At 72.5% G+C, this 15734-nt stretch carries 15 protein-coding genes; all 15 read left to right on the top strand.

Features of this window, described 5'->3' with window-relative positions:
• Positions 1–4: 4 nt before the first annotated feature.
• On the top strand, positions 5–991 hold the full coding sequence (locus tag AB0K05_RS43010; protein WP_364237395.1) for an ABC transporter permease: 987 nt from the start codon (positions 5–7) through the stop codon (positions 989–991).
• 5 nt (positions 992–996) lie between these two features.
• A complete protein-coding gene (locus AB0K05_RS43005) occupies positions 997–1983 on the top strand; it encodes an ABC transporter permease (protein WP_364237393.1) in 987 nt (328 codons plus the stop codon).
• Positions 1984–2009: 26 nt separating this feature from the next.
• Positions 2010–3224: a CoA transferase gene (locus AB0K05_RS43000; protein ID WP_364237391.1), complete on the top strand. Its 1215-nt coding sequence runs from the start codon at positions 2010–2012 to the stop codon at positions 3222–3224.
• A 27-nt stretch (positions 3225–3251) separates the two neighbouring features.
• Positions 3252–3671 carry a heme-binding protein gene (locus AB0K05_RS42995; protein ID WP_148029763.1) on the top strand — a complete coding sequence of 140 codons (420 nt, stop codon included), beginning with the start codon at positions 3252–3254 and terminating at the stop codon, positions 3669–3671.
• Between the two features lie 87 nt (positions 3672–3758).
• The gene (locus AB0K05_RS42990) at positions 3759–4922 is read left to right on the top strand and encodes an acyl-CoA dehydrogenase family protein (RefSeq protein WP_271277251.1); all 1164 of its coding nucleotides are present in this window, start codon (positions 3759–3761) and stop codon (positions 4920–4922) included.
• Positions 4919–5737: a cyclase family protein gene (locus AB0K05_RS42985; protein ID WP_364237388.1), complete on the top strand. Its 819-nt coding sequence runs from the start codon at positions 4919–4921 to the stop codon at positions 5735–5737. The genes AB0K05_RS42990 and AB0K05_RS42985 overlap by 4 nt, the downstream gene beginning before the upstream one ends.
• Positions 5738–5751: 14 nt before the next feature.
• Positions 5752–6396, top strand: a complete 645-nt coding sequence (locus AB0K05_RS42980; protein ID WP_187280994.1) for a TetR/AcrR family transcriptional regulator — start codon at positions 5752–5754, stop codon at positions 6394–6396.
• A 2-nt stretch (positions 6397–6398) separates the two neighbouring features.
• Positions 6399–7724: an AMP-binding protein gene (locus AB0K05_RS42975; RefSeq protein WP_364237385.1), complete on the top strand. Its 1326-nt coding sequence runs from the start codon at positions 6399–6401 to the stop codon at positions 7722–7724.
• A gap of 16 nt (positions 7725–7740) precedes the next feature.
• Positions 7741–8919 (top strand): thiolase family protein, encoded by a 1179-nt coding sequence (locus AB0K05_RS42970; RefSeq protein WP_364237383.1) that lies wholly within the window; start codon positions 7741–7743, stop codon positions 8917–8919.
• Positions 8916–10424, top strand: coding sequence for a 3-hydroxyacyl-CoA dehydrogenase NAD-binding domain-containing protein (locus AB0K05_RS42965; protein ID WP_364237380.1), 1509 nt, complete (start codon positions 8916–8918; stop codon positions 10422–10424). Before AB0K05_RS42970 ends, AB0K05_RS42965 begins: the two co-directional genes overlap by 4 nt.
• Entirely contained in the window at positions 10421–11224 is an 804-nt protein-coding gene (locus tag AB0K05_RS42960) for an SDR family oxidoreductase (RefSeq protein ID WP_364237378.1), read from the top strand. Before AB0K05_RS42965 ends, AB0K05_RS42960 begins: the two co-directional genes overlap by 4 nt.
• Positions 11221–12042: a CoA-transferase gene (locus AB0K05_RS42955; RefSeq protein WP_364237376.1), complete on the top strand. Its 822-nt coding sequence runs from the start codon at positions 11221–11223 to the stop codon at positions 12040–12042. Before AB0K05_RS42960 ends, AB0K05_RS42955 begins: the two co-directional genes overlap by 4 nt.
• The gene (locus AB0K05_RS42950; protein ID WP_364237374.1) at positions 12035–12787 is read left to right on the top strand and encodes a hypothetical protein; all 753 of its coding nucleotides are present in this window, start codon (positions 12035–12037) and stop codon (positions 12785–12787) included. Before AB0K05_RS42955 ends, AB0K05_RS42950 begins: the two co-directional genes overlap by 8 nt.
• Before the next feature lie 10 nt (positions 12788–12797).
• Complete coding sequence (locus tag AB0K05_RS42945) at positions 12798–14942, top strand: acyl-CoA dehydrogenase family protein (RefSeq protein ID WP_364237371.1); 2145 nt, start codon at positions 12798–12800, stop codon at positions 14940–14942.
• Between the two features lie 10 nt (positions 14943–14952).
• Positions 14953–15702 carry an enoyl-CoA hydratase gene (locus AB0K05_RS42940; protein WP_271279623.1) on the top strand — a complete coding sequence of 250 codons (750 nt, stop codon included), beginning with the start codon at positions 14953–14955 and terminating at the stop codon, positions 15700–15702.
• The last annotated feature ends 32 nt before the right edge of the window (positions 15703–15734 follow it).

Genomic DNA, 15734 nt, shown 5'->3' with positions numbered 1-15734 from the left:
ACCAATGTCGACTTCAGGCATCGCACTGACGAACCGGTGGGCGAGGGTCTCGGCCCTCGCCCCCCGGGGGCGTGGCGCCACCACGCTGGTGCTGCTGCTCACCTGGCTGGCGCTCGTCGTGGCGACCGGCCTGCGGGCCCCCGGCTTCCTGTCCGGCCAGACGGTCGTGGCCGTGGCGTTCAACATGGCCTTTGTCGGGATCATGGTGACCGGCGTCGGCATCGTCATGATGTCCGGTGCCGAGTTCGACCTCTCCGTCGGGGTCACCGCCGTCACCTCCGCGCTGATCGTGGCGCAGCTTCTCGTCGAGGGCTGGTCGTTCCCGCCCGCGATGCTGGTCGCGGTGCTGTTCGGGGTGCTGATCGGAGCCGCCAACGCCTGGCTCGTGCTGTGGCTGGGCATCCATCCGATCGTGGCGACCCTGGGCATGATGTTCCTGGTCAGCGGGGTCACCCGGATCTTCGTGGACTTCGTCGCCATCCCGCGCGACTCCTTCCTGCGCCAGCAGGCCGCCGGAGCGTGGCTCGGCGTCCCCAGGGTCTTCTGGGTGATGCTGGTGGTCTTCACGATCGTCGGCCTGGTGATCAGGAGCACGCGTCCCGGCCGGCATCTCGTCGCGGTGGGCGGCAACGCCCAGGCCGCGCGGGCCCGTGGCATCAGCCCGCGGCGCGTCCAGGGCGTCGCGTTCGTCCTGTGCGGGCTCTGCGCGGGCATCGCCGGGCTGGTGCTCGCCTCCCAGGGCGACATCGTGCAGTCCAGCCTCACCGCTGGCACCGAGTTCAGGGTCATCTCGATCCTGCTGCTCGGCGGCATGGCCCTGACCGGCGGGCGCGGGCGGTTCAGCGGCGTGTTCGCGTCGCTGCTCCTGCTGAGCACGCTGCCGACGGCCATCGTCACCTGGGGCGTGTCGTCGAGCTGGCAGCCCGTCATCGAAGGCCTCGTCCTGGCCGTCGCCCTGGCCGTCAACTCATTGCGCGAGAAGAAGAGGTGAGAACCTTGACCAGCCGCCCGAAACCTTCGGCGACCGCGTTGCTGAGCCCCATGGCCACGAGTCTCGCCTTCCTCGCGATCGTGATCGTGTGCGGGATCGTGTTCGCCCCCAGCTTCCTGTCGGTCGCCAACCTGGCCAGCGTGTCGAGCGGGATCATGGCTCCGGCCATCATCCTTCTCGCGGCCTGCCTGGCCATGACGGGAGGGGTCGCGGACCTGAGTCTCGGGTCCGTGCTCGGGCTGGGGGGCGTCGTGTACGCCACGGTGCTCCAGCTCTCGGAGTCACCGCTCGCCGGGGTCGCCGCCGCCGCGGCGGCGGGGGTCGCCGTCGGCCTCTTCAACAGCGTGCTCTCGGTGCGGTTCCACATCTGGCCCCTGATCGCGACCCTCGGCATGCTGGTGGCGGCCCGCGGCCTGGTCAGCGTGATCAGCGGCGGCAGCTCGGTGGCCGCCTACACGCCGGAGCTGAGCGCGGCGCTGAAGACCGCCATCGGCCCCGTCCCCGTCGTTCTGGTCGGCGTGGTCGTCCTGGCCGTGCTCGTCGGCTGGATCATCAGGTACACCCGCTGGGGCAACCACCTGCGGGCGGTCGGCGGCGACGACGTCGCGGCCCGGCGTGCCGGGATCCCGGCCAACCGCATGCGGATGTGGCTGTTCGTGGTCGTCGCCCTGGTGGCCGCGCTGGCCGGCTCGCTCCAGGTCATGCGGACCGGCGCGTCCGCGGTCAACCTCGGGGAGGGCGTCGAGCTGCTCGTGTACGGCGCCCTGCTCATCTCGGGTTACCGGCTCGCCGGAGGAGGGCGGGGCAGCGCCCTGTCCGGCCTGGTGTGCCTGTTCGCGCTGGAGCTGATCAGGAACATCTTCCGGCTGCGCGGGCTGCCCCTGCCGCTGACCGACGTGCTGCTCGGGCTCACCCTCATCGGAGCGGTCTCTCTCGACCTGGTCCGCGGACGCGTGCGACGGCCGCTGATCGCCCAGCCCGCGACCGGATGAGGGCCGGACCGCATGGAGAAAGGTGCATGAATCACATGGAAGCGTTCTCGCAGGGGCCGTTGACCGGGGTACGCGTCATCGAGACGGGTGTCCTGGTCGCCGGTCCGTACTGCGGTCAGCTCCTCGGTGATCTCGGAGCGGAGGTCATCAAGGTGGAGGACCCCGCCAAAGGCGACCCGATGCGGCAGTGGGGGCGCGAGCGTCCGCACGGCAAGTCGCTCTGGTTTCCCATCCTGGGCAGGAACAAGCAGTCCGTGACCTGCAACCTGCGGGTGGAGAAGGGCCAGGCGGTCTTCCGTAAGCTGATCGCCGACGCGGACGTCCTGATCGAGAACTTCCGCCCGGGAACCCTGGAGAAGTGGGGGCTCAGCCCCGGGACGCTCTGGGCGATCAACCCCCGCCTGGTGATCGTCAGGGTGTCGGCGTACGGCCAGGACGGTCCCTATGCCGGCCGGGCCGGATACGGCTCCATCGGTGAGGCCATGGGCGGCATCCGCCACGTCACCGGCGATCCGAAGGCCCTGCCCAGCCGGGTCGGGATCAGCCTCGGCGACGCGCTGGCCGGCACCTTCGCGGCGCTCGGGTGCATGGGGGCGCTGCGCGTGGCCGAGACGACCGGGCGGGGACAGATCGTCGACAGCGCCATCTACGAGGCGGTCCTGGCCCTGATGGAGTCGACCGTGCCCGAGTACGCGATCGGCGGCTACACCCGCGAGCGGACCGGGTCGATCCTGCCCAACGTCGCGCCGAGCAACGCGTACCGCACCAAGGACGACGACATGGTCCTGATCGCCGCCAACCAGGACACCGTCTTCGGCAGGCTCGCCCAGGCCATGGGCCGTCCCGAGCTCGCCGCCGATCCGGACTTCGCCACGCACGGCGGCCGGGGCCTGAACCAGGAGCGGCTCGACCAGATCATCGCGGACTGGTGCTCGACCATGCCGGCCGACGCGCTGCTCGACCACCTCCACGAGCACGGGGTGCCGGCGGGCCGCATCTACACGGCCCGCGACATGTTCGCCGACGAGCACTTCGCCGCGCGCGAGGCCATCGTCCGCCTCCCGCACCCGGAATTCGGCGAGTTCCCCATGCAGAACGTCTTCCCCCGGCTTTCCGCCACCCCCGGAGGGATCCGCTCGCTCGGCCCCGAAATGGGCGAGCACAATGAGGCGGTGCTGTCCCGGTTCGCCGGAATTGACCCAGAAGAGCTGGCCGGCCTGCGCGCAGACGGCGTCATCTGACGACTATTCAGAAAAGGAGACCCGACGATGCAACCCATCAACAAGCCGTCGATCAGTTACGAGGACGCGCAGCGAGCCGTCGCGGCCGCCGTGGAGAAGGCCCGTGAGCAGGGTCTCGCCATGGTGGTGGCGGTGGTGGACGAGAGCGGCGTGCTCAAGGCCTTCGCCCGCATGGACGGCGCCGCCCTGCTCTCCGTCCAGGTGGCGAAGGACAAGGCGTACACGGCCGCGGGCTTCGGGATGCCCACGGACGGCTGGTACGACTTCATCAAGGACGACGGTCCGTTGGCGATCGGCGCCCCCGCCGGCATCGACCGCCTCGTCGTCTTCGGCGGCGGCTTCCCGATCACGGCCGACGGCCAGGTCATCGGCGCCATCGGCGTCAGCGGCGGCCACTACAGCCAGGACATGACGGTCGCCCAGGCCGGGCTCGACGCGCTGGCCTAGCCCCCTGCCCGCCGGACGGAACCTCCCGCCCGGCGGGCACGGGTCTATCCTCGAACCAACCTACTCAGTAGTATGTTAGGAGTGTCCGTGGCGGTCATCTGGCAACCGGAGCTCGACGGGGAACGGCGGAGATGGGTCGATCTCGCCGCCCGGCTCACCGAGGACCACTTCGCCCCCCTGGCCGAAGAGCTCGACCGCGACCAGCGCTATCCGTGGGAGAGCGTGGAGAGACTGGTCGAGTCCGGCCTCGCGGGCCTGTTCGTGCCCCGGGAGTACGGCGGGCAGGGCGCCGACCTGGAGACCACCTGTGCCGTCATCGAGACGGTCTCGCGTGGTTGCACCTCCACCGGGTCGATCCTGGCGGCGTACGCCCTGGGAGGCACGCCGCTCCTGCTCGCCGGCACCGACCGGCAGAAGGCCGAACACCTCGGCGGCCTGGCGGCGGGCAAGGCGGTCAGTTTCGCGCTCAGTGAGGAGGGCGCGGGGAGCGACGCCGCGGGCATCAGGACGACCGCGGTCCGCGAGGGCGACCACTGGCGCCTGCGCGGAGAGAAGATCTTCATCGGGAACGGCGGGGCCTCCCAGTCCTACATCGTGTTCGCGCTGACGGACCCGGAAGCGGGCACGCGCGGGATCACCGCCTTCCTGGTCGACAAGGACGCCGACGGCGTGGTGATCGACCGCTACGAGGACAAGATGGGCATCCGCGGCACCCTGACCAGCAACCTCAAGCTGGACACGGTCGTCGGCGACGACGCCGTCCTCGGCGAGCCGAACCGCGGGATGCGTCTCGCCATGCGGACGCTGGACGCGGGGCGGATCTCCGTGGCCGCCCAGTCGGTCGGCGTCGGCCTGGCCGGATACGACGCCGGCAGCAGGGAGGCCTGCCGCAGGCAGACCTTCGGCAAGCCCGTCATCGACAACCAGGGCATCTCCTTCCCGCTCGCCGACGTCGCTACCGAGCTCACCGCGGCACGCATGATCACCGTCGAGGCCGCGCGCGCGTACGACAGGGGAGAGAACGTCAGCGTGCTCGGCGCGATGGCCAAGCTCTACGCGAGCGAGGCGGCGCACCGCAGCGTCGACCTGGCGGTGCAGATCTACGGCGGCGCCGGCTACTGCAGGCCGTGCCCCGCCGAACGGCTGTACCGGGACCAGCGCATCCTGGAGATCTACGAAGGCACGTCGGAGATCCAGCGGCTCGTGCTCGGGCGGTTCATCAAGGCCGAGGCCGAGGAGGCGAGCCGGTGACATTCACCGACCACTGGACGCTCGACGTCCCATGGCCGGAGCCGGGCCCGTCGACCGTGTACGACCTGGCCCATCGGCTCCACACCGGCATCCCGCACCACCCCAACCACCCGCCCTACTCCTTCACCCTCACCAAGCGGCATGGAGAGGTGATGTATCCCGACGGCGTCTCCGCCGCCGCCGAGATGATCACCACGGGCGGTCACGTGGGCACGCACATGGACGGCTTCGCGCACGTCTCCAGGTTCGGCAGGATCTACGGCGGCCTCGACGTGACCGAGAACCAGTCGTACGCCGACGGCGTCGCCGTGCACTCCGTCCACGAGATGCCCCCGGTCCTGGCGCCGGGCCACCTCGTGGACGCCACCGTCGCGCTGGGGCGGGACCTCACCCCCGATGACGGGGTGGACGCCGACCTGCTCGACGCCTGGTTCCGGACCCGCCCGCTGCCGGCGCCCGGCTCGGTCGTCCTGATCAGGACGGGCTGGGACCGGCACTGGGACGACAACGCCACCTTCCTCGGCACGTCGACCGGAGCCCCAGGGGTCACGCTCACCGGGGCGGAATGGCTGACCAGCCATGGGATCATCGCCTCCGGAACCGACACCGTCGCCTACGAGAAGATGCCGGCGGCGACGTTGCCGGTCCACTGTCATCTGCTGGTGGACCACGGTGCGCCGATCATGGAGGCGATGAACCTCGCACCTCTCAGCGAGCGCGAGGCCTGGGAGTTCTTCTTCATCGCCGCGCCGCTTCCCATCCTCGGCGGCACCGGCTCACCGATACGTCCACTGGCCCTGGTACCTCGGACGTAAGGGCGGTACACCCGTTGAGCAGCAGTGAGATCGGCCGGCCCGCACTGGGCCGGCCGGGCCCCGGCGAGGACGGCCGCAAGGCGATCCTGGACGCGGCGGCGCGGGCCTTCGCCCGCAAGGGCTACTTCGCGACCAGCATCGACGCGATCGCCGACGAGCTCGGCGCCACCAAGGGCCGCGTGTACCACTACTACCGGGGCAAGGCGGAGATCTTCCTCGACGTGGTGGTCACCGGGATGCGCGATCTCATCGCCGCGGTGGAACCGATCAGCGCCCGCCAGGACGCCGGACCCGGCGAGCGCATGTATCAGATGGCGCACCTGCACGCGTCCATGATGATGCTGCGCAACCACGCGCAGCGCGTCTCCGTACAGGCGATCGAGATGCGCTCGGTCGCCGAGATCGCGATCCACCAGGACGTGCTCGCCGACGTGTTCGCGCTGCGCCGCCGGTACGAGCAGATCTTCATCGACGTGGTCGAGGAGGGCGTCCGGCTGGGCGACTTCGCCGCCACCGACAGCGGCCTGGTCGTCAAGTCGGCGCTCGGCGCACTGAACTGGATCCCCATCTGGTACGCCCCCGACCGCACGCCGCTCGACGTGGAGAAAGTCGCCGACACCTTCGCCCGATTCATCGTGAACGGTTTGAAAGGAAGCTGAAGATGGACAGCCCGAGCTCGGCCGAATACTGGAGCGAGGTGGAGACCTGGCCCAGGGACCGCATCGCGGAGTTCCAGCTCGCCGCACTGCGGCGGCAACTCGCGTACGTCGGGGCGAACAGCGCCTACTACAAGGCGGCCTGGGCCGGGATCGGCTTCGAGCCGGGTGACCTGCGCTCGCTCGACGACCTGCGCTCCCTGCCCGTCGTGCGCAAGGCGGACTACGTGGCGGACCTGGCCGAGCGGGGGCCGTGGGGCTCGATGCTCGCCGTGCACCCGGAGGACGTGGCCCGGGTGCACTTCTCCTCGGGCACCACCTCCTCTCCGGCGCCGGTCTGCTGGACCCGGCAGGACCTCGACCGCTGGGCCGACCTGTACGCCAGGTTCGCGTACAGCCAGGGCGTGCGCCGCACCGACGTGTACCAGGCGCTGTTCGGTTTCGCCTGGTTCGTCGGCGGGCTCGGCGTCACCGCCGCCTACACCAAGATCGGCTGTACGGTCATCCCCGGCGGGTCGGGCGACACCGAGCGTCAGATCGACGTCATGGCCAGGTACGGCACCACCGCCGTCAGCGGCACGCCGTCGTTCATGCTGCACCTGGCCGAGACCGCCGAACGGCTCGGCCGCCCCGTGACGGGCAACCGGGTACGCCGGATCCAGGTCGGCGGCGAGCCGGGCGGCGGCATCCCCGAGACCCGCGCCCTCATCGAGGAACGCTGGGACGCCAAGGTGTTCGACGGCTACGGCTCACTCGAGTTCCAGCCCATCGCCTGGGAGTGCGAGCGGCAGGCGGGCGGCCACTTCGCCGAGGACTTCGTGCACGCCGAGGTCGTGGACGCCGGGACCGGCGCCCCAGTCCCGGACGGCAGCCCGGGCGTGCTCGTCCTCACCCACCTCGACAAGCAGGCGTCTCCGTTCGTGCGCTGGTGGACGGGCGACGTGGTGGTGCGCGACCCGGACCCGTGCGCGTGCGGCCGCACCCACGGCCGCCTGCGCGGGGGAGTGCTGGGCCGCGCCGACGACATGCTCGTGGTACGGGGGGTCAACTTCTTCCCGAGCTCGGTGGAGAGCCTGGTGCGCAGCACCCCGGGCGCCACCGGCGAGTACCTCATCGTGATCGACGAGGACGTCGTCGACCGGGCCACCGGCTACCTGACCGGCGTCAAGGTGCGGCTGGAGACCGAGGACGGCGCCGCCGAGTCCGCCGTGGACCGGCTCGCCCACGCCATCCGCGCCGAGCTCACCGTCCGCGCGGTGGTCGAGCCGGTCCCGTCCGGCTCGCTCGCCCGCAGCACCCACAAGGCCAAGCGCCTGGTCCGCGAGATCTGAACACCGAGGAGTGAACGTGGCTGACGACGTCTACATCGTGAGCGCCGTACGGACACCGCACGGGAGGTACGGGGGATCCCTCAAGGACGTCCGGCTCGTCGAGCTCGGCGGACTGGCCGGGCGAGCGGCGCTCGACCGTGCCGGGGTGTCGCCCGACGACATCGGCGAGATGGTGCTGTCCAACTGCAGGCAGGCCGGCAACGGCCCCAACCCGGGACGCCAGGTCGCCTTCAAGGCGGGCCTGCCGGAGCCCGTCCCCGCGCAGACCGTCAACATGGCGTGCGCCTCCGGCCTCAAGGCGCTCCAGCTCGCGGCGCACCCCATCCTCCTGGGGGAGAGCGAGCTCACCCTGGCCGTGGCGGCGGAAAGCATGTCGACCATGCCGTACATCGCCCCGTACACCCTGCGCTGGGGCGGGGTGCGGCGCGGGGACATCCTGCTGGCGGACGGCTGGCGGGACGGCGGCACCGACCCGATCTGCGGCATGAACATGGGACAGACGGCCGAGAAGGTGGCGCGCGAGTACGGCGTCAGCCGGGCCGACCAGGACGCCTGGTCGGCCCGCAGCCACCAGCGCCTGGCCGCCGCGTGGGACGAGGGCATCCTGGACGGCCAGATCGTCGAGGTGGCGCACGAGGAGGGGGCGCTCTCCAGGGACGAGACGTTCCGCCAGGGATCGACCGCGGAGAAGCTCTCGACACTGCGCCCCGCCTTCGAGGACGGCGGCACGGTCACGGCGGGCAACGCCAGCCAGATGGCCGACGGCGCCGCCGCGGTCGTGCTGGCCGGTGGCCGGGCCGCCGCCGAGCGAGGTCTCACCCCGCGTGCCCGGCTGGTGTCCGTGGCCGCCGTCGGCGTCGATCCCACCATGATGGGCATCGGCCCCACCGCGGCGATCCCCGCGGCCCTGAAGAAGGCCGGCCTGTCCGTGGGCGACATCGACCTGTTCGAGATCAACGAGGCGTTCGCCGCGCAGATCGTGCAGAACGTCCGCGCCCTGGACCTCGACGAGGACCGGGTCAACGTGAACGGCGGCGGCATCGCGCTGGGGCACCCGACGGGCCAGAGCGGCCTGCGCGTCGTGGTCAGCCTCCTGCACGAACTGGAGCGGCGCGACGCCCGCTTCGGCGTCGCGAGTCTGTGCGTCGGCGGCGGGCAGGGCATCGCCGCCGTCATCGAGCGGGTGGCGGCATGATCCGGGTGGCGGGCATGACGGTCGCCGTCGCCGGGCTCGGGCCGATGGGGCGCGGCATCGCCCGGGTGTTCGACCGGGCCGGAGCGCGGGTCGTCGTCTGCGACGTGTCGCCGGAGGCGACCGAGGCGGGGCTGACGCTGATCCGGCGGGAGGCCGAGGCCGACGGCGAGAAGGCCACCGTCGAAGCGGACACCCTGCGATCCGCCCTGCGCGAGGCGACCCTGTTCGTCGAGGCCGTCGTCGAGAACATGGAGGCCAAGGCCGCGCTGCTGGCCGAGGTGCGCGCACACGGACGGGACGACCTCGTCGTCGCCTCCAACACCTCCTCGCTGAGCGTCGGCGAGATGGGCAAGGCCTTCGGCGACCCGTCGAGGGTCATCGGGCTGCACTTCTTCAACCCGCCGACGAAGATGCGGCTGGTCGAGGTGATCAAGGCGGCGGCCACCGCCGACGAGGTCCACGAGAACGCCCTCGGCATCGTCCGTGAGCTCGGCAAGACGCCCGTCACCTGCGCGGACTCGCCGAACTTCGTGGTCAACCGGGTATGCCGGCCGCTGTACTACGAAGCGCAGCTCCTGGTCATGCAAGGGCTGGAACCGGCCGTGGTCGACGCCGTGGCGCGCGGCGCGCTCGGCCACCGCATGGGCCCGCTGGAACTGCTCGACTTCACCGGGCTGCACACTCACCTGGCGTCATCGGAGACGGCGCTGCGGGAGTTCGGCGACCCCCGATACCGCCCCATCCCCCTGGTCCGCGGGCTGGTGCGCAACGGGATGACAGGCCGGGCCGCCGGCCGGGGCTTCTACGACTACGCGGTGGAGCCGCCACGCGACGGGCGCGGCCGGGTCACCAGGGCGGCCGGGCCCGCGCCGGAGGGCGTCAGCCTGCACGTGACCGGCCCGCACGCCGCCGCGCTGCGCGGGCATCCCGCCGTCGCCCGGCATCTCGCCGACGACGCCCCGCTCGTGGTCTTCAGCTGCCACCGCGCCCCCACGCCCGAGGACGTGGAACAGGTCCGCGAGCTCGGCCGCCGCGCGCGGGTGGTGGTGGACGGCTCCGACGCGGCCTGGCGCGACCTGCTGCCCGCGGACACGGGCTGGGTGCGGCTGCACGCGTGGCGGGAGGAGGTCTTCGCCGAGGTGGTGGAGGACCCGGAGGCCGGCGTCGCCGTCCCGGACGAGACGTACGCGCTGCTGGACCTGCTGGGAGCGGCCGGTGTCCGGGTGCTCGCGCTGCCCGGCCTGGTCGCCGACAGGCTGGCCGACTGCCTGGCCAACGAGGCGTACGCCGTCGTGGAGGAGGGCACCGCCCGGCCCGAGGACGTCGATCTCGCGCTGCGCCTGGCGATGAACCACCCCGAGGGCCCGTTCGCGTACGTCCGCCGGGCCGGGCCGGTCACCGTGGCGTCCAGGCTGCGCTCGCTGCTCGCCGAGATCGGCGACTCCCGTTACCGGCCCACCCAGCTCATGCGCCGCCAGGTCAGCGCGGAGACGAGGCGGGCATGACGGCCCGGCCCTCCGTGCTCGCCGACACGGCGTGCGCCGGCCTCTCCGCACTGGTCACCGGGGCCGGCAGCGGCATCGGGCGGGCGATCGCGCTGCGCCTCGTCGAGCTCGGCGCCCGGGTCACGGGTCTCGGCCGCCGCGCGGAGACGCTGGCCGAGACCGGGTCGCTCGCCGCCGACCGGGAACGGTACGACTACGAGGTGTGCGACGTCCGCGACACCGAGGCGGTGGTCGCCGCCGTCGGCAGGACCGGCGCCCGCCACGGCCTCGGCCTGCTGGTGAACAACGCCGGCGGCCAGTTCTTCGCCCCGGCCACCGGCATCTCCGCGGGCGGCTGGCGGGCGGTGATCGACCTCAATCTCACGGCCGCCTTCACCGTGACCATGGCCGCGTACCCCTTCCTGGCCGAGGCGGGCGGCAGCGTCGTCAACATCTCCCTGTCCGGCGTGGAGCGGGGCGGCATGGGCATGGCGCACTCCGTAGCCGCGCGCTCCGGCATCCTCGGGCTGACCAGGACACTCGCGCTGGAATGGGCCAAGGACGGCGTCCGGCTCAACTGCGTCGGCCCCGGCACCGTGCTGACCAGCGCGCTGAGCGGCGAGGCCGGCCGTCACGTGCACGACAACCTGGTCGCCAGGGGCACGCCGATGCGGCGCGCCACCGCCCCCGAGGAGGTGGCGGAACTCGTCGCCTTCCTGGCCGGACCGGCGGGTGCGATGATGACGGGCCAGCTGATCCAGATCGACGGCGGCGCGCACCTCGGCCCTGGGCTGCACATGCTTCCGGAGGCGTACGCATGACCGGTGACAAGCTGATCGGGCTGCCCGAGGCCGTGACCGCCCATGTTCAGCCGGGCCGCACGGTGTACCTGGGCAATTTCGGCGCCCAGCTCTTCGCCGTCGGCCACGAGATCATCCGGCAGGGCCGCACCGGCCTGCACGTGGTCATCGGCTCCGGCGGGATCCTGCTGGACCAGCTGCTGGGGGCGGGAGCGCTGGCCTCGGCCACCTTCGGTCACTGCTGGAGTCCCGTCGGTCCCGGCCCCACGTGGAACTTCCGGCGCGCCGCCGAGAGCGGCGACAGGGCGGTGACGCTGTACGAGATGAGTCTCGGGCTGATGACCGCGGCGCTGACGGCGGGCGCCTGGGGCGTGCCGTTCATGCCGGTGCCCGGTCTCCCCGGCACCGGCTACACGGACGAGGACTGGCCCAACGGCCGGCTGTCCCGGGTGGACACCGCCTTCGGCGCCGCCGACATCGTCGCGGCGATCACTCCGGACGTCGCGTTCGTCCACGTCGACCAGGCCGACGCCGACGGCAACGGCGTCATCCGCGGTCCGCTCGGAGAGGCGCTGGTCGCCGCGCAAGCGGCCCGCGCCCTCGTCCTGGTCGCCGAGGAGGTCGTCGGCACGGAGGCGGCCCGCCGGGCGGGCATCGTCATCCCCGGGGTGCTGACCACCGCCGTCGTGCACCACCCCGGCGCGGTCGCCCCCGACGGCACGATCGGCCGTTATGAGCGCGACGTCGCCGCCTACGAGCGCTACGTCGCCGGCACCTCGACTCCGGAGGGGTTCGCGGCGTGGTTGGCGGAGCATGTGACAGGAGGACGCGATGCCTGACGACCCCAGCGTGATCGGTTTCCTGGTCCGCGCCGCCCGCGAGTTCCGGCGCGGCGGGTGGGTGTTCACCGGCTTCCACTGGCCGGTGCTCGCCGGTCAGCTCGCGTACGAGCTGGAGGGGGAACCGTTCACCCAGGTCTTCGAGGCGGGCGCCGGCGTGCACGGCGCCGCCGCGTCGGTGCCCACGAGCACCACGGACTACCCGGCGTACGCGGACGCGCTCGGCTTCACCGGCACCACGGCCGACGTCCTGCTGGCGATGGCCCGGCGCTTCGACCGGGTCGTCCTCGACGCGGGCAACGTCGACGTACGCGGCCGGGTGAACTCCTCCCTGATCGGGCCGGGTGACGCCCCGCGGGTCCGCCTGCCCGGCGGGGGCGGGGCGCCCGACATCGCGGCACGGGCCCGCGAGCTCGTCTGGCTGTCCGGCGGCGACGACCTGCGGCGCGTCCAGCGGCAGGTGGAGCACGTGACCGCCGCGCCGCGGCCCGGCGCGCTCGTCCGCCTGCACACCCGGTGGGGCGTCGCGCGACTCGGTGACACACCCGTCCTGGAGGAACTGGCCGACGTCCCGGGAGCCGGCGCCTTCGTCCGCCACCTGGAGGCGCTGGGCGTACGGACCGACGCGCCCGTCACGCCCAGGCCGGCCGCCTCGGCGGCCGAGAACGCCGCCGCGCGGCTGGTGCTGCGCGCGGCGGCGGAACGCGGCTACCAGGTGGCCAGACGAGCGCTCGCAGAAACGTAGAGGAATCAGTATGGACACCACGAAACTCGACGAAGTACGGCACATCACCAGGGAGCTCGTCGGCGAATGGCTCCGGGCCGGCAAGTTCTCGCCGGTCTGCGACGCCTGGCTGCGCAGCTACGACCTGGACTTCACCAGGGCCATGGCCGAACGCGGCCTGATCGGGATCTCCTGGCCGGTCGAGTACGGCGGCGGTGGCGGATCGGCGCTCACCCGGCTCGTCGTGACCGAGGAACTCCTGAGGGCCGGCGCGCCGGTCGCCGCCCACTGGATCGCGGACCGCCAGATCGGGCCGTCCATCGTGCGGCACGGCACTGACGCGGCCAAGGCGGAGTTCCTGCCCGCGATCGCCTCCGGCGAGGTCACCTTCTGTCTCGGCATGAGCGAACCGGACTCGGGCTCGGACCTGGCCTCGGTGCGCACCACGGCCACCAGGGCGGAGGGCGGCTGGCTCGTCACCGGCAGGAAGATCTGGACCAGCCACGCGCACCGGTCGACACACGCCTACGTGCTCGCCCGTACCGGCAAGGGGGAGAAGAAGCACGAAGGGCTCACCGAGTTCATCGTGGACATGGCCGCCCCCGGCGTCGACGTGCGGCCGATCCACGACCTGGCCGGCGAGCACCACTTCAACGAGGTCACCTTCGACTCCGTCCTCGTCCCCGACGACCACGTGCTCGGCGCGGTAGGCGGCGGATGGACGCAGGTCACCGAGCAGCTCGCGCTGGAACGCGGCGGCGTCGAGCGGGTGCTGAGCACCTATCCGCTGCTGGCCGCGGCGCTCGGGGCCGCCGGCGAGCTCGGCGACGGCGAGGCGGAACTGACCGGCGAGGTGCTGGCCAGGCTGACGACGCTGCGCGCGATGGCGTTCGACGTGGCCGCCGCGATGGACGCGGGCCGGGCGCCGGTCCACGAGGCGGCCATGCTGAAGGACCTCGGCACCACGCTGGAGCGGGAGGTCAACGAGCTGGCCCGGACCCTGCTGGACACCCCGGTCGACCCCGGCGCCCCGGGCGCCGAAGGCCTGCTGGCCCAGGGCATCCTGGCCGCGCCGGGATTCACCATCCGCGGCGGCACGACCGAGGTCCTGCGTACGGTCATCTCCCGCGGCGCCGTCAGCGCCCGGGGAAGCCGGCCCGCGGACGACACCGGGCTCGGTGAGGTGGCCGACCAGGTACTCGCCGGCCACGGCGGCGAGCCCGGCGACGACCTGCCCGAGATCTGGCACACGGTGCGGGACCTCGGCTGGATGGGCGTCGGCGTCGCGGAGACGCTCGGCGGCGAGGGCGGCGACCCGCACGACGTGGTGACGATCGTCGAAGGTCTCGGCCGCCACCAGGTGTCCGTCCCGGTCGCCGAGACCATCCTGGCGCGGCGCGCGCTGGCCGAGGCGGGCCGGGACGTCGCGGGCGAGGTCGCCACCGTGGCCGTGCCCCAGCTCGGGGAGAAGGTCCGGCTCACCGCCGACGGCCGGTTGCACGGGACCGTCTCGAAGGTGCCCTGGGGCAGGCACGCCGGACACGTGGTGGTGCTCGCCACCCTCGACTCCGGCCAGGAGGCGCTCGCCGAGGTGCGCACCGGCGCGGCGGGGCTTCACTGGACCCCGGGCGCCAATCTCGCGGGCGAGCCCCGCGACACCCTGCGCCTGGACGGGACACCGGCCACCCCGCTCGACGGGCCGGGGGACGTCCTCGCCGAGGCCGCGCTGCTCAGAGCCGCCGCCCTGACCGGAGCCCTGGCCGCCGCCCTCGACCAGACGGTCACGCACGTGACGGTCCGCGAACAGTTCGGAAGGCCGCTCGTCAAGTTCCAGGCCGTGGCGCAGCTCGTCGCTCGCATGGCCTCGGAGCTCGAATCCGCCCGCGTCGCCGTGCGCCGCGCCACCCAGGCGCTGGCCGAGGGCCACCCCGACGCCTGGACCAGGGTCGCCGCCGCACGCGTCATCACCGGACGCGCGGCGACCGAAGGCGCGCGCATCGCCCACCAGCTGCACGCGGCCATGGGCATCACCCGCGAGCACCCCCTGCACCTCGCCACCCGGCGGCTCTGGTCCTGGCGCGACGAGTTCGGCACCGCCCGCTGGTGGGCCGGGCGACTCGGCCGGACGTTCGCCGAACGCGGACCGGACCGGCTGTGGCAATGGATCACCGAGTAAGGAGCACCTGATGGACAAGGTCATCGTGGAGCCGGACGGCGGGCTGCGCGTCCTGACGCTCAACCACCCGGACAAACGGAACATCATTGACGACACCATGCGTGCCGAACTGGTACGGGCCGTGACCGCGATCCGCTCCGACCCGGACGCCACCGCTCTGGTGGTCACCGGGGCGGGCTCGGCGTTCTGCGGCGGCGCCGACCTGCCCGCACTCTTCGGCGACACCACCCGCGACCTCGGCACCCTGCGCGAGGACCTGCAGAAGGTGTACGAGAGCTTCCTGGTCCTCCGCTCGCTGTCGATCCCCACCATCGCCGCCGTCCAGGGGCCCGCGATCGGGGCCGGGCTGAACCTCGCCATGGCCTGCGACCTGCGCATCGCCGGCCCCGGCGCCAAGTTCGGCGCGACCTTCTCCCAGATCGGCCTGCACCCCGGCGGCGGCTGCACCTGGTTCCTGGTCCAGGCGCTCGGCTCGCAGCGCGCGCTGAAGCTCCTCCTCGACGGCGGCACGCTCACGGGCGCCGAGGCGGTGGAGGCGGGTCTGGCCCTGTCCCTGGAGGACGATCCGGTGGCCGCAGCGACCGCGCTGGGCCGTACGTACGCGCGGATGGATCCACGGCTGGCGCGGCACATCAAGAGCGCGGTGCGGATCGCGGCGACGGAGGGATTCGAGGCCACGCTGGAGTTCGAGTCGTGGGCGCAGGCCTACTCGGCGACGCAGCCCGGCATCCAGGAGTTCCTGGCCCGCTTCCGCAAGTGAGCCCGGACGGCGCGGCGCCTGCCCGGCAGGCG

The sequence above is a fragment of the Nonomuraea sp. NPDC049486 genome (assembly GCF_040676925.1).
GTDB lineage: Bacteria > Actinomycetota > Actinomycetes > Streptosporangiales > Streptosporangiaceae > Nonomuraea > Nonomuraea ferruginea.
Note: the sequence above shows the minus strand (reverse complement) of the source record. Positions and strands in the feature narration are given on the sequence as shown.

What these genes read in the sequence shown, in the direction of transcription:
- AB0K05_RS43010 (WP_364237395.1), top strand. Translation starts at nt 5, where the DNA reads ATGTCGACTTCAGGCATCGCACTGACGAACCGGTGGGCGAGGGTCTCG.
- AB0K05_RS43000 (WP_364237391.1), top strand. Translation starts at nt 2,010, where the DNA reads ATGAATCACATGGAAGCGTTCTCGCAGGGGCCGTTGACCGGGGTACGC.
- AB0K05_RS42995 (WP_148029763.1), top strand. Translation starts at nt 3,252, where the DNA reads ATGCAACCCATCAACAAGCCGTCGATCAGTTACGAGGACGCGCAGCGA.
- AB0K05_RS42975 (WP_364237385.1), top strand. Translation starts at nt 6,399, where the DNA reads ATGGACAGCCCGAGCTCGGCCGAATACTGGAGCGAGGTGGAGACCTGG.
- AB0K05_RS42965 (WP_364237380.1), top strand. Translation starts at nt 8,916, where the DNA reads ATGATCCGGGTGGCGGGCATGACGGTCGCCGTCGCCGGGCTCGGGCCG.
- AB0K05_RS42960 (WP_364237378.1), top strand. Translation starts at nt 10,421, where the DNA reads ATGACGGCCCGGCCCTCCGTGCTCGCCGACACGGCGTGCGCCGGCCTC.
- AB0K05_RS42955 (WP_364237376.1), top strand. Translation starts at nt 11,221, where the DNA reads ATGACCGGTGACAAGCTGATCGGGCTGCCCGAGGCCGTGACCGCCCAT.
- AB0K05_RS42950 (WP_364237374.1), top strand. Translation starts at nt 12,035, where the DNA reads ATGCCTGACGACCCCAGCGTGATCGGTTTCCTGGTCCGCGCCGCCCGC.
- AB0K05_RS42945 (WP_364237371.1), top strand. Translation starts at nt 12,798, where the DNA reads ATGGACACCACGAAACTCGACGAAGTACGGCACATCACCAGGGAGCTC.
- AB0K05_RS42940 (WP_271279623.1), top strand. Translation starts at nt 14,953, where the DNA reads ATGGACAAGGTCATCGTGGAGCCGGACGGCGGGCTGCGCGTCCTGACG.